The 13,336-nt window shown below is 66.0% G+C and carries 9 protein-coding genes; all 9 read right to left on the reverse strand.

Going from position 1 to position 13,336, the window contains the following annotated elements; genetic code table 11:
* Positions 1–2: 2 nt before the first annotated feature.
* The gene (locus H618_RS0118025) at positions 3–1,334 is read right to left on the reverse strand and encodes an OprD family porin (RefSeq protein WP_028696396.1); all 1,332 of its coding nucleotides are present in this window, start codon (positions 1,332–1,334) and stop codon (positions 3–5) included.
* 194 nt (positions 1,335–1,528) lie between these two features.
* Complete coding sequence (locus H618_RS0118030; protein ID WP_028696397.1) at positions 1,529–1,741, reverse strand: hypothetical protein; 213 nt, start codon at positions 1,739–1,741, stop codon at positions 1,529–1,531.
* A gap of 175 nt (positions 1,742–1,916) precedes the next feature.
* Positions 1,917–2,651 carry a YkgJ family cysteine cluster protein gene (locus tag H618_RS0118035; protein ID WP_028696398.1) on the reverse strand — a complete coding sequence of 245 codons (735 nt, stop codon included), beginning with the start codon at positions 2,649–2,651 and terminating at the stop codon, positions 1,917–1,919.
* On the reverse strand, positions 2,648–2,959 hold the full coding sequence (locus H618_RS0118040; protein WP_028696399.1) for a hypothetical protein: 312 nt from the start codon (positions 2,957–2,959) through the stop codon (positions 2,648–2,650). Before H618_RS0118040 ends, H618_RS0118035 begins: the two co-directional genes overlap by 4 nt.
* 94 nt (positions 2,960–3,053) lie before the next feature.
* The gene (locus H618_RS0118045; RefSeq protein ID WP_028696400.1) at positions 3,054–3,953 is read right to left on the reverse strand and encodes a chemotaxis protein; all 900 of its coding nucleotides are present in this window, start codon (positions 3,951–3,953) and stop codon (positions 3,054–3,056) included.
* 615 nt (positions 3,954–4,568) lie between these two features.
* A complete protein-coding gene (locus tag H618_RS0118050) occupies positions 4,569–5,753 on the reverse strand; it encodes an HlyD family type I secretion periplasmic adaptor subunit (protein ID WP_028696401.1) in 1,185 nt (394 codons plus the stop codon).
* Positions 5,750–7,906 carry a type I secretion system permease/ATPase gene (locus H618_RS0118055; protein WP_028696402.1) on the reverse strand — a complete coding sequence of 719 codons (2,157 nt, stop codon included), beginning with the start codon at positions 7,904–7,906 and terminating at the stop codon, positions 5,750–5,752. Before H618_RS0118055 ends, H618_RS0118050 begins: the two co-directional genes overlap by 4 nt.
* Positions 7,903–9,336, reverse strand: coding sequence for a TolC family outer membrane protein (locus H618_RS0118060; protein WP_028696403.1), 1,434 nt, complete (start codon positions 9,334–9,336; stop codon positions 7,903–7,905). Before H618_RS0118060 ends, H618_RS0118055 begins: the two co-directional genes overlap by 4 nt.
* A 67-nt stretch (positions 9,337–9,403) precedes the next feature.
* The gene (locus H618_RS0118065) at positions 9,404–13,030 is read right to left on the reverse strand and encodes an Ig-like domain-containing protein (protein WP_028696404.1); all 3,627 of its coding nucleotides are present in this window, start codon (positions 13,028–13,030) and stop codon (positions 9,404–9,406) included.
* Positions 13,031–13,336: the final 306 nt, after the last annotated feature.

The following is a 13,336-nucleotide window of genomic DNA, read 5'->3' on the forward strand; positions in this document are numbered from 1 at the left end:
ACTCAGAACACGTTGATCGGATAATCGACGATGACCCGCACTTCGTCGTTGTCCCGGTCGACCGAGGAATAGCCGCGACTACCGCGGTGGCTGGCATAGCGCAGCAACACCGAGAGGTCCTTGGCAGCGCCTTGCTGGACCACGTACTTCACATCCAGGTCGCGCTCCCAGTGCCGCGCATCCTTGCCATCGGCGCTGTACCAGCTGCCATAGCCAACGCTGTCGGCATTCGCTCGGGTGAGGTCGAGGGTGCCGCGCGAGTACGACACGGTCGAAGTCAGCCCCGGCACGCCGAGGCCGGCGAAGTCGTAGGCGTACTGCAGTTTCCACGAGCGTTCGTGGGGGCCGTTGAAGTCTGAGTACATCCGCGAGTTGTCGAGGAACACGCTGTCGCCCTGGTTGATGTAGTCGAACGGCGTGTCGCCATTGACCCGCTGGTAGGCGGCAGTGACGCTGTGCGCGCCGGCGGCGACGATCAGGTGCAGGCTGAAGGTGGTGTTGTCGATGTCACCGAGCAGCGACTTGCCGGTGTCCTCGGTGCGGTACAGGTTCAACCCGGGGTTGAGGCTGAGCTGATCGTTGACCACGTAGGTGTATTCGAGGTTGAGGTAGTGCTGGCGCCAGATGTCCTTGAGCTCTGCGCTGTACAGGCTGGCACTGAAAGCATCGGTGCCGCTCCAGGTGCCGCCGGCCCAGTTCAGGTGGTCGCTGTGACGACCCTCTGGCAGGCTCGCATAGAAGCTGTCGATACGGCGGTGGCCGCTCTGGTTGTAGGGCTTGGTGAAGCTGGCCTGGCCGGCTTCGAGCAGCAGGCCGTCGAGCGAGGTGTTGCTCAGGCTGACGCCGCGGAAGGTCTGCGGCAGCATGCGGGTTTCGCCGCCGGCGATCACCGGGTTGTTGATGAACAGATCGCCAGCCTTGAGCTCGGTGTCGAAGGCGCGCAGCTTGAGCGCCGCGCCGGCGGTGGAGAACGAGCGCGGCGCGGCGCCGAGTTCGCCATCGCTGCGCTGGTTCAGCGGCAGGATGCTGCTGCCGGCATGGCCGCCGCCGCCATCGAGCTTCAGGCCGAGCATGGCGAAGGCGTCGACACCGACACCCACCGTGCCCTCGGTATAGCCCGACTCGAAGCGCGCCACCGCACCCTGGCCCCACTCGCGGTTGTCATGCACGCCCGCGTCGAGCTGGTTGCGATGGAAGTAGGCATTGCGCAGTTTGATGTTCAGCGAAGAGCCGGCCACGAAGCCTTCCTGGGGGGCATCGTCGGCCAAGGCATGAACAGGCATCGTTGCAGCCATTGCAACGAATAGCGGGGTGTAGCGGAACGCGGACAGCACCGGTGAGAGCTCCTTTGCAGGTGACGTCGAACAGCACGCCAAGATGCTTTCACCCTGCTGGATAACCGCCTCCCTGCGCCTGCGCGAACATGAAAAAGCCGCTGTCTGGCAGCGGCCATGCAGGCTAACACGCGGGGGACTCAGTGCAACCGTAGGTTGCAGGAAAACTGCCCGGCGTGTCGTGCGCGCTGTGATCAGCTGTCGACGTGATCGTCCGCCTGAACCTTCGAAGCGGTCTGCTGCGCGTCTTTTGCCACGTCGCGCTGCTGCGCGAAAAGCGCTTCGGCGTGTTCGGCCACGGCTTGGTTGCGCGCGGCGAACACCGGGGACTCTTCGGCGAAGGCCAGGGGCGACAACAACACCGAAGACAGAACGAAGACGCTGGCAAGACCCATACTGTTGGACATGATGTAACTACCTTCTTGCTTGGCAAGTGCTATGTGAACGCCACTACGGTAGTCCCTGGAAAGGGGCGGAAACAGCGTCAGGTTGAATAAGCACTGTTGCAGAAAAGGTAAAGATACCGGCCCGTTCGCCGCACGATCGACGGCAAACCCGCGTCGTTGAGCGGCGCAGGCGGTGTCAGAAGCCGATGAAGGCGTAATGCGCGGAGGGTTGTGCGGTGAGCTGTACGCCCAGGGCGGCCAGGTCATGGCTGATGGCCGGGTCTTCGATGTGCAGTTGCCATGCCTGCGCGCAGGCGGGCACGTCCTGCTGCAAGGCGTTGGCCAGAGCGGCCATGTCTGGCAGCCAGGCGGTGAATCCATTGCCCTTGAGCGCGCTGGTGGTCATGCCCAGGGCCTGGCACACCGCGACCTTGGCTGCGATGTCGTCGCGGTCGGCCTGACGCGAGGCTTCGATCAAGGCGCGCAAGTGCGGGTCGACGGCGATCTGCCCGTGGATCAACTGCGGGCCCTGCTCCCAGGCTTCGCTGGGGCAGTCCTTGTTTTCGGGACGCAGCGGGATGTGCGGGTTGATTTCCATGGGGTAGATGCGGCACACCAATGGCCGATCCTCATAGATGCCGCAGCGGTCGGCAGCGTCCAGGTGCAGGCAGCGTCCGGGGTTGAACGCGGCGAAGGTCACCGACACACGCACCTCGCCCGCCCCACAGGGCACCGCCAGCGAGCGGCGCAGCACGTGTTCGCGCTGCTCGACCGGCATGCCTGGCCCATCGCTGACAAAGCCTTCGATGAGCACGATCACCTGGCCGCCGCGAGCGGCCCACTGGCGGGTTTCTTCGAGGGTCAGCGGCACATGGTGGCCGCTGCAGCACTTGCCACAGCCGGTGCAGGCGAAGCGCAACGCGGCGCTCACGACTTGCCCGCGGTCCACTCGCTGACGAAGGCCTTCTGCACGCGGCGGTCGTACAGGCACAGCTCGGTGCCGGTGCGGCCCTTCATGTATTTCTGCGGGTATACGCCTTCGATGAGCATGGCGCTGTAGCCGACCTGGTCGTCGAACTCGGCTGGCTTGCCGCGGGCGTGGGCATCCTTGAACTGGCTGGCGGCCAGGCAACTCTTGAGCATCAGTTGGCGGTGTTCGTTCCAGGCCTGGCTGCTGGAGGCATGGGCAGCGCCGCTGGCGAGGGCGCAGGTGATCAGGATGGAGCAGAAAAACTTCATACGCGATACCGGCTCATTCATCTGAAGACGTTGAATTATGCCCGACCCGTGTCAGTCAGCAACCCCACGGTTATGTCGCCAGGTATCAGAAGGCTCAATGCTCGGCGAATACCACGCTGCGCGCCGCTACTAGCAAACACTCGGTCAGCTCGGGCGAGGAGAACTTGGTCAGAATCGCGTTGGCCCCGGCCAGGCGGGCCTTTTCGCCGCTCATGGTGCTGTCCAGCGAGGTGTGCAGCAGCACGTACAGGTGCTTGAAATCCGGGCTCTCGCGCAGGGTGCGGGTGAACGCATAACCGTCCATCTCGGACATTTCGATGTCCGACACCACGATATTGATTTCCAGCGCCGTGCCTTGCAGCTCCAGCAACAACTCGATGGCTTCCTTGGCGCTGCGCGCGGTGTGGCAGTCGATACCCAGGTTGCGCAAGGTGTGGATCGACTGCTGCAGGGCCACCTGACTGTCGTCGACCACCAGGATATTGGCGGCAGCGAACAGGCTGGCGGCGTCCTCGTCGAGCGATTGCGGCGCCGGGGCCGGCGGTGGCGGGGCGATGCCGTGGATGACCTTTTCGATGTCCAGCACCTGCACCAGTTGGTCGTCGACGCGGGTCACGCCGGTGATGAACGAGCGACTGCCCGAGGCATAGGGCGGCGGTTTGATGTCGGTGGCCCGACAATGAATGATGCGCACCACCGTCTGCACGTGCAGGGCCTGGCGCGAGCGGCTGATCTCGGTGACGATCAGGCAGCCGTCGTCGGGCTGCTCCAGCGGCCGTTCACCGATGGCGCGGGCCAGGTCGATCACCGACAGTGGATTGCCGCGCAGGGTCGCCACGCCCTTCACATGGGGGTGGGCTTCGGGCAACCGAGTCAGGCTCGGGCAGGGAATGATTTCGCTGACCTTGAGCAGGTTGATCGCCATCAGCTTGCCGCTGCGCAGGGTGAACAACAGCAGCGACAGCGAGTCGGCACGGGCGGTTTGGGAGGCCATCGGGCGACCTTTGCAAAAAGAGGGAATGTCTGGTTATCGGCGCGAGGACGGGGGGCTTTAGCGGGCGATGTCCGGTCGTGCCTGCCTTGCGTTATTTAGATTGCCTGGAGAGGTCGGCCAGACACTGCAATTCATTCCCCAAGCTCCCGAGGTGATGGGACATGAACCTGTTGACTGAATGGTCAAAACCAGAAAGTGTCGGGTTGTTCTCACGGCCCGGTTTCGCCTGGCGGCGACCGACTTTTGAGGGCAAAAGTCGGCAAAACCCTATGCTCCACCAGCCGGCCCTGCACTGCGCTGCGCTCCGTTTCGGGTCCCCTGCGTTCCGGCACTCTTCAGGCCAGCGCGGGCAAGGGTTGCTGTGCAACCCTAACACCTCGCGTCCTCGGCTGCGCCTCGGGTGCGCTGCGCGCACGGCCCTACAAGCACCTCCTCTCCGGCCGGCTACAGTCGCGGTCTGTGTCGCCTGAGCGATTGGTGTACAAAAAACGCTTGGCCGATGTTGTCGCGATCAGTCATTAAGATGGCTTTGAACAGCCTAATGATTCAGGTTTCCCCGGTCGCCGCCGCTCAGCGGCTCAGCCTCGTCATGACCGGCATCGCCGCCACCACCCCCTACCGCTCCCGCAACGCCTCCCGCGCGCGATTCATCGGTTTGATCAGGTAATCGAGAATGGTCTTCTCGCCGGTGCGGATATCCACCGTCGCGACCATGCCGGGGGTGATGGCAAATTCCTTGCCGGCCTTGTTGCGCAGGCTGTCGTGCTCGGTGCGGATGAACACCCGGTAGTAGTAGATCTCGGGCTTGACCTCGTCCTGCAAGGTGTCTGGCGAGATGCCCACCACCTGACCGTCGAGGCTGCCGTACACCGAATAGTCGTAGGCGCTGATCTTCACTTTGGCGGCTTGTTCGGGGTGGATGAAGGCGATGTCCCGCGGCGAGATGCGCGCCTCGATCAGCAGCCGTTCGTCCATCGGCACGATCTTCATCACCTGGCCACCCGGCTGCACCACGCCGCCGAGGGTGTTGACCTCGATGTCCTTGACGATGCCGCGCACCGGCGAGCGCAGGGTCAGGCGGGTCAGCGAGTCGTTGCGTCCGCGGATCACCGCCTTGAGGCTGTCGGCCTCGGCGCTGGCCTTGGCCAGCTCTTCGCGGGCGCGTACCAGGTAGTCCGAACGGGCTTCGGTGGCCTTGAGCTCCAGTTCCGAGCGCTGGCGGTTCAGGCGAATCACCTCGACGCGGCTGGAGGCGCCGAGCTTGGCCAGGTTCTCGGTGATCTGCAGTTCGCTGCGCACCAGGCGCAGCGAATCCTGAATACCGGCCAAGGTCTGTTCCAGGCCCTGGCGGCGGGTCTTGTACAGCGCCGTTTCCGCCTCGGTCAGCTCGGTGGAGTCGGCCAGGCTGGCGGGAAACTGCAACGGCTTGCCGCTGACTTCGGCGCGCAGCCGGGCGACGCTGGCCAGAGCGGCGCGGTACTTGGCCTCGCTTTCGCCGACGTTGGATTCGCTTTTGGTCGGGTCGAGCTGGGCCAATACCTGATCGCGCTGCACGCGGTCACCCTCGGCGACGTTCATCTGCGCGATGATGCCGCCTTCGAACGACTGGATCACCTGTTCCCGCGAGCTGGGAATCACCTTGCCGGTGCCGGTGGACACCTCGACCACCTCGAACCACGCCGCCCAGGCCAGGAAGGCGGCGAGCATCAGCGCGCAGACGATGATGATCCGCCCGGCACGCAGCACGGCGTGATCATCCTGGCCGTCGAGGTAGGATGCGGGCAGGCTGTCGCGGCTCATGATTGGGCTCCTTGTTGCAGGCGAGCCAGGGCGGCGTCGCGCTGGTCGTCGATGACGATGCGCCCGCCATCGAGCACCAGGATGCGATCGACCCGTTGCAGCACGCTCAGGCGGTGGGTGGCGATGATCAGCGTGCGGCCCTGGCAGAAGCGCTCGAGGTTATCCAGCAGCTTGCGTTCGGTGACGTCATCCAGTGCGGCGGTGGGTTCATCGAGCAACAGCACCTGCGGCTGGCGCAGCAACAGGCGCGACAGCACCAGCGCCTGGCGCTGACCGCCGGAAAGGCCCAGGCCGCCCTCGAGAATCAGATGCTCCAGGCCCTTGGGCAGTTGCCGCACGAACTCCAGCGCGCCGGTGGCGCTGAGCGCCGTCAGCAGTTCCTGATCGCTGGCCTGGCCGGCGCCGAGGCTGAGGTTTTCCCGCAGGGTGCCGTGGAACAGCCGGGCATGCTGGGCCAACAGGCCGACATCGCGGCGCAGGTCGGCAGGGTCCAGATGCGCAAGAGCGATGCCATCGAGGCTGACTTCGCCTTGCATCAGGTCCATGGCGCCGCCCAACGCCTGCAGCAGGGTCGACTTGCCGGCGCCGTTGCGCCCCAGCACGGCGATGCGCTCGCCAGGGCTGATGCGCAGTTGGCCAATGCTCAGCGCCGGCGCGGCTTCGGCACTGTAGCGAAACACCGCCTGGCGCAGTTGGTATTCGCCACGAATCGCCGGCAGGTGCACCCGCGCTTCGCCCTCGGGGTGATCGACCGGGCTCTGCATGAGTTTGTCGATACCCTCGAGCGCTACCTTGGCCTGCTGCCAGCGGGTCAGCACGTGGGTCAGCTGGGCCATCGGCGCCATCATCCGCGAGGCCAGCATCGACGCCGCCACCAAGCTACCGGTGGTCAGATCGCCAGCAATGACCATCGGCGCACCGACCACCACCACCACGGCGAACACCGCGCCCTGGATGTTCTGCGTCCAGGTCACCAGGCCGTTGGTCAGGGTACGCAGACGCAGGCTGTTGTGCGCGCAAGCGGCGTTGTACTGGTTCCACTGCCGCTCGAAGCGCGCCTCGGCCTGCAAGGCCTTGATCTCGTCCAGCCCTTGCACGCTCTCTACCAGCATCGCGTTGCGCAGCGCCGATTCGCGCATCGAAGCATTGGCCAGGCGCGCCAGGCGGCGCTGGGCGAGGATGCCCGGCAGCACCATCAGCACCAGCGCCACCAGCGGAATCACCACCAGCACGCCGCCGATCAGCCAGAACACGAAGAGGAACAGCAGGAAGAACGGCAGGTCGGCCAATGCCGTAGCCGTGCTTGAGGTGATCAGGTCGCGGATCTGCTCCAGTTCGCGCAACTGCGAGATGAACGAGCCGGTGGATTTCGGTCGCACCGAGTTGCGCAGGCGCAAGGCATGGCCGTAGACCAGATCGGAGATGCGTAAATCGGCGCGCTTGCCGAGCAGGTCGGTGACCTTCAGGCGCAGCAGGCGCATGGTCAGGTCGAACAGCAGCGCCAGCACTACGCCGCCAAACAGCACGTACAAGGTGGGCAGGGATTCAGCAGGAATCACCCGGTCGTAGACCTGCATGGAGAACAGCACACCGGCCAGGGCCAGGACGTTGGCCACCAGCGAAGCCAGCATCACCTGGCCGTATGGACGGATGTCGCGTAGCACGATGCGTGCGAACCAGTGCCGGTCGTAGGGCGCGGTGTAGTCATCGGTGCGCACGTCGCGCAGCGGCCGAGCCGGGCGCAGCAGGGCGACGCGGGTGATGCGTCCTTGTAGCTGGTCGCGGTGCAGGCGGCTGGTCAGGCCCTGGTCACCGGCGAAGGACAGGGCCAGGTGGTCGTCTTCGGTCACCGCTTCGACCACCGCCAGCTGGCCATCGTCCAGCTCCAGCAACAGAGGAGTACGCCACTGGCGCAGGGCCTTGGCGTCGAAGGCGACGAAGCGCAGGGTAAGCCCTGCCTGGCGCGCCATGTGCCGGAGGATGTCGTCCAGTGGCCGTGCATCTTCGGCGGCGGCCAGGCGAATACGCTGCGGCGACACATCCAGGCGGTAGTGGCGCGCCACCTGCAGCATGCATTCGAGCCACGGCGTGAGGTCGGCGCGCTCTTCGGCGGCCGGCGGCGGGGTGTGGGTGATCTGGACGGTGTCGTTCATGGCAGGATCTCAACCCCTTGCAGGCTGCGCCCTTCCAGGCCCAGCACCGGGCGCAGTGCGCCGTTGTTGTACAGGCAGTCGATGTTCAGCCGCAGCAGGTCGGAGCGCGTGCCGGCCATGTCGAAGCGTGACTGATAGATTTCCTGCTCGGCGTTGAGCAGGTCGAGCAGTGGTCGCGTGCCGAGATCGAGGTATTGCCGGCCGTAGAGCATGCGTGCTTCCTGGATGCTGCTTTGCCGCGCTTGCAATGCGCGCAGGCGTCGACCGAGCCCTGCGGTCTGCGCCTGGGCTTCGGCCAGGCCGCGGCGGGCGCTCAGGCGTGCGGCGTCTTCGGCCGAGTCGGCGGCGCTCAGGGCATGCCCGGCGGCGCGGCTGCGGGCGTCGATGGCGCCACCCTGGTAGATCGGCACCTCGACGTTGAGGTAGATGCCCGCCTGGGTGCGGTCGAGGCGGCGGTTGTCGCGGTTGTAGTCGTTGTCCAGGTAGTGGTTGAGCTGCGGTTGCAGGGACACCGTCGGGTAGGCCTCGGCCTTGGCCTGGGCCAGCTCGGCCTGGGACTGGCTGCGCAGCGCCAGGGCCATGAGCACCGCCGGCAGGCGATCATCGCTTTCCAGCGGACGCTTGCAGGCCTGTTGCAGTTGCGCAGGTGCCTCGTCGGCCAACGCCGGCGGCGACACCCGCCCGAGCAACGTCGCCAGCGCCGAACGCCAGCGCTGGTGCTGCGCCTGGTACTCCTCGAACACCGCTTGCGCGCCATCGGCCCGCGACTGCGCCTGAACCACATCGGAGCGGGTGCTGGCACCCATGTCGCTGCGCTGTCGGGCCAGGCCGACGATGTCGCCGACGCCTGCGATCTGCTCGCGGGCGATGCTCATCAGTTGTGCGTAGCGACGGGTCTCGATCCAGGCGTAGGCGGTTTCTCGCGCCAGTTCGTCGACCACCAGCAGGATGTTGGCCTGGGCCCGCGCTGCGGCAGCGCGGGCAGCGTCCACCGCATGGTCGACCTTGCCGAAGTCGTACAGCATCTGCTTGAGCGACAGGTTCAGCGCCTGGCTGTTGCGGTCGCCCCCGTAGCCGGAGTCGTAGCCGCCGCGCAGGCCACCAGAGATCTGTGGGTAGTAACCGGCGCGAGCGACGGTGATGCCTTCGCCCTGGCGATCAAGGTCGGCCACGGCCTGGGCGATGCTGGGATGCCATTGCACCGCTTGCAGTACCGCTTCGGCCAGCCCCAGGCCCGCAGAATCGGCGCCGGCCTGCGCCAGCGCCGGCCGTGCCGGCAGCGCGGCGGCGGGGTCGTGCAGGGTGGAGGGGCCGATCTGGCGCAGGGCCGGGTCGGCATCCTCGGCTGCCATGGCAGCCGGGTGATGGAAACAGGCCAGGAGCGCGAAGGCCCCCGGCAACAGCGGTGACAGCAGACAACCTTGCTTCACGGTATTCCCTTACTGGCGTTTCATCCCTGAACGCCGGGCGCCGGGCCCGGCGGCCTTGCGGGCGTCCTTAAACCACATGGACGCCGTTCTGTACCCACAGCTGCTGGCTCGGATCCTCCTCGGCCGTGTACTGGTTATAGACGATGCCATCGGTGACGTCCTGGCCGGTGAGGCTCCAGGCATCGCCCAATCGCACGGTGTCAGCCTCGTCGCCCTTGATCAGCAAGGTGTTGCTCTGATCCTGGGTGACGGCGAGCACGTCGTCGAGGGTCAGGCTCAGGCTCACCGCGCTGCTGGCGTTGAGGTCGAGCACTTCGAGGTCGTGCACTTCCCCGACCAGGCTGGCCAGGTCGATGCTGGCATCGCCGCCTTGCCACAGCAGCGTGGTGTCGGCGTTGTCCGCACCTATGCTGGCGAAGCCGGGTGCCTCGCTCTGCGCCGTCTCGCCAGCGTGCTCATCAGGTTGCTGGTCGACCACGGCGGCCAGCAGCGGCGTAGCGGCAGTGACCTCGGCCTGGGTTTCTTGTGCCTGGGTGAAGGTCGCAGTCTCGCGAGGTTCTGCAAGCTCCTGCCCCTGGGCAGTCTCCAGCAGGGTGTTTTGGGTGTGCAACGCGGTCGTGCTTTGCGGCGCGTCGAGGTTCGGCGCACTGACCGAAGCGAGTGGTGACCCGTAGCCCTCGTAGCCCTGTGCCCTGACTTGGAGCGTCTCTCCTTTGACTAGTGAGCCCCCTTCGAATCTCACCGCGAAGCTGCCGGTAGCACCCACATAGACACTGCCCAGCAGGTCGTGATGAGCACTGTAGACCTCAATTTTGCTATTCAGGCTACCCCGCCCGGTGAGGAACGTGCCGTCGGCGCTCACCACCAGATCGTACGGTTTGACCGGCGCTGTGCTCTCATGTGCCTCGATGCGGGCGGGGATCGACGGCTGCTCGGTCGCGGTGTCGACCGCCACCACGTGCAGGACTTCACCGTTGCGCTGCGTGGGGACCAGCGCCACCGAAAACGAGCCGTTCTGCGCCACGATGCCACTGCCCAGCAGGGTACCGTCGGCACTGCGCACTTCGATGCGATTTCCTGCCGTGGCCAGGCCAGTCAGTTCGTCACCTGTGCCACCTTTGAGGAACAGATCGGTTGGCGTTGCCGGTGCCGGGGTGGCTGGCACCGTGAAGTCGGTGGCAGGCGATACGTTGCCGGCGCGGTCCGTCTGTATCACCGTGAGCACGTCACCGGTGGTGATGACGGTGTCGGCAATGCGGATCACGAATGCGCCATTGAGTTCCACTTGCCCGCTACCGAGTAGCGAGCCTTGTGCATCGCGAAGCTCGACGGTTGCGCCGATTTCGCCTCGGCCGGAAACGGCCAGGCCGTTTCCGGCGACCACCATCTCGGTCACGGCATCCGGTGCCGTGATATCTGGTGCCGAGATCACGGTGGGCACCGACGCGTTGCCGGCAGCGTCGACCACTACCACGTCGATGTATTCGCCATTGGCCTTGATCGGGTCGAGTACGACGCTGAATCGCCCGTCAGCACCGGCCACTCCACTGCCGATCAGTGCACCCGCGGTATCGCGCACCTGCACGGTCGCTCCCCGCTCGGCGTTGCCTGTCAGCGTCACGCCGTCTGCCAGGGCAAGGTTCAATGCAACTATCGGCGCAACCAGATCGTGCGCGACCACCGTCGCAGGCTCGGAGACACGATCAGAGTCGTCGGTAGCGTCGACGCTCAAGGTCCTGCCGTCGATCACCGCAGGTTCCAGTTCCATTTTGAACGTTCCGTCCGCAGCCACCTGCTCCGCGCCAATGAGCGTACCTGTGGCATCGCGCGCGCTCACGATCGTGCCGGCCTGGCCACGGCCCGACATCTCACGACCGTTGAGGCTGATCACCAGGTCGGTGGGGGCTTCGGGCGGGGTCTGTTCGATCGGCGGTTCGATGTTCGGCGCGATCACCGAGCTGACTGGCGATACATTGCCTGCGGCGTCTTCAGCGCTGACCTGCAAAGATTGACCTTCCGTTTGCGGCGGATCGAGTGGCACGGCAAAACTGCCCGCGGCATTGACCAGCGCGGTACCGCGTTCGGTGCCCTGGGCATCGACCACTCGCACCGTGCTGCCCGGCTCGGCACGCCCAGTCAGTACCGCGCCGTCAGCACTGACGGCAAGCTCTGCGGGTGCAGCCGGCGGGGTGATATCCGGTGCCAGGAATTTCACCGGCAGCGATACGTTGCCTGCCGCGTCGGCGAGGCGGATATCGATGATTTCGTGATTGGCCTGCGCCGGGTCGAGTTCGACGCTGAATCGCCCATCCGCCGCGACCACACCGCTGCCAATCAGGGCACCAGAGGCGTCGCGCACCTGCACGTCCGCGCCCGCCTCGCCGTTACCTGTGAGGGTGACGCCGTCGGCCAGCGCGAGACCGCTTGGCTGCCCAGGGGCAGTCAAGTCGGGGGAAGCCACCGAAGTCGGTTCAGAGACATTGCCTGCGGCATCCGTCAGCTCGACCTGCACGCTGCTGCCATCGATCACGGCCGGGTCGAGCACCACCGAGAAGCTGCCATCGGCTGCAACCGTGGCGTTTGCAAGCACCTCGCCCTGGGCGTCGCGCACCGTCACGCTGCTGCCTGCTTCGCCGCGGCCACTCAACTGGCGCCCGTCGGCACTGATCAGCAGGTCGAGCGGGGCATCGGGTGCGCTGGTGTCAGGGGGAGTCACCACCTCAGGCGCGCTGACGGTGCTGGGTGCGGAGGTGTTGCCGGCGGCATCGGTGGCGCTGACCTGAAGCACCTGAGCGGTGGTTTGCGGTGGTTGCAGGGTCACGCTGAAGGTGCCGTCGCCGGCACTGACGGCGCTGCCCAGCAGGCTACCGTCGGCGGCCCGTACCTGGACCGTCGAACCCGCTTCGGCGCGGCCGCTGAGCAGCACGCCTGCGCCATCGATGGTGAGGTCGGTGGGAGCGGTGGGCGGGGTGATGTCCGGTGCGTTGACGGTACCCGATTCGGAAACGTTGCCGGCTGCGTCGGAAAGCTCCACGGCCAGCGCCTCGCCTTTGCCCTGTGGCGTGTCCAGGGCCAGGTCGAAGCGCCCATCGCTAGCCACGGTACCGCTGCCGATCAGACTACCGGCGGCGTCGCGCACCTTGATCGTGCTGCCGGCCTCACCGCGGCCGCTCAGGCGCAGGCCATCGGCCGACACCAGCAGGTCGGTCGGCCGCGCGGGCGCCTGGGGGGCGCTGGGCTCGTCATGATGACCACCGCCGCCGCCTCCGCTGTGCGAAGCGGCCACGGCAGCGCCGACGCCGAGCAGGCCGAGGCCGGCGATGGCCAAGCCCGACAGGCCACCGCCGGACTCGGCGGGGTCTGCCAGCAGGGCGTCAGGGGAGCTGACCTCGTCGAAGGTGAAGCCGCTGAAGGCGTCGGCATCGTAGGACGCCTTCCAGAAGGTGCCATTGTCGCCAGCGAAGACCAGGTCGTTGCCCAGCCCGTCCTGATCGACGACGAAGAACTTGGCGATAGTGATGCGCTCGCCGGATTTGAGGTTGAGCACCAGGTCCTGCCCGCTGCGACTGACCGAAGCCAGAGACTGTGGCGATACCGGCAACTGCACCACGCTGGGCTGACTCAGCGTGAGGTTCCCCCATGCAGTGTTCGACGATTGGGCGGTGTTCTTTCCGGCGACGACGATGCTATCCATGAGCGCTTCCTGCTGGATGGGGGGCTGCTGATCTTGGGGATGGGCAGTTGATCAATGGCCTGCGAGCACGCGCGTGAGCATGCGGCAGCCCGGTAACAGCCCTGTTACAGATCGTTTGGCGAGTGCTGAGGCAGGGCTGGCCAAGTGCCGCAGTCTACCCGGCGCCTTGGCTGAGCGTAAGGTGGCAAGTCGGCGTTCTGTCACCCTGATGGGGAGTCAGGCGGCGCTGATGGGCGTTGTCGATGTTCCTGCGGGCGTCGTGTGGAGTCTGTGCCGCCAGGGCTGAGTTCGCCTGGGCCATCGGAG

Origin of the sequence: Pseudomonas cremoricolorata DSM 17059 = NBRC 16634 (assembly GCF_000425745.1) — a bacterium.
Taxonomy (GTDB): domain Bacteria; phylum Pseudomonadota; class Gammaproteobacteria; order Pseudomonadales; family Pseudomonadaceae; genus Aquipseudomonas; species Aquipseudomonas cremoricolorata.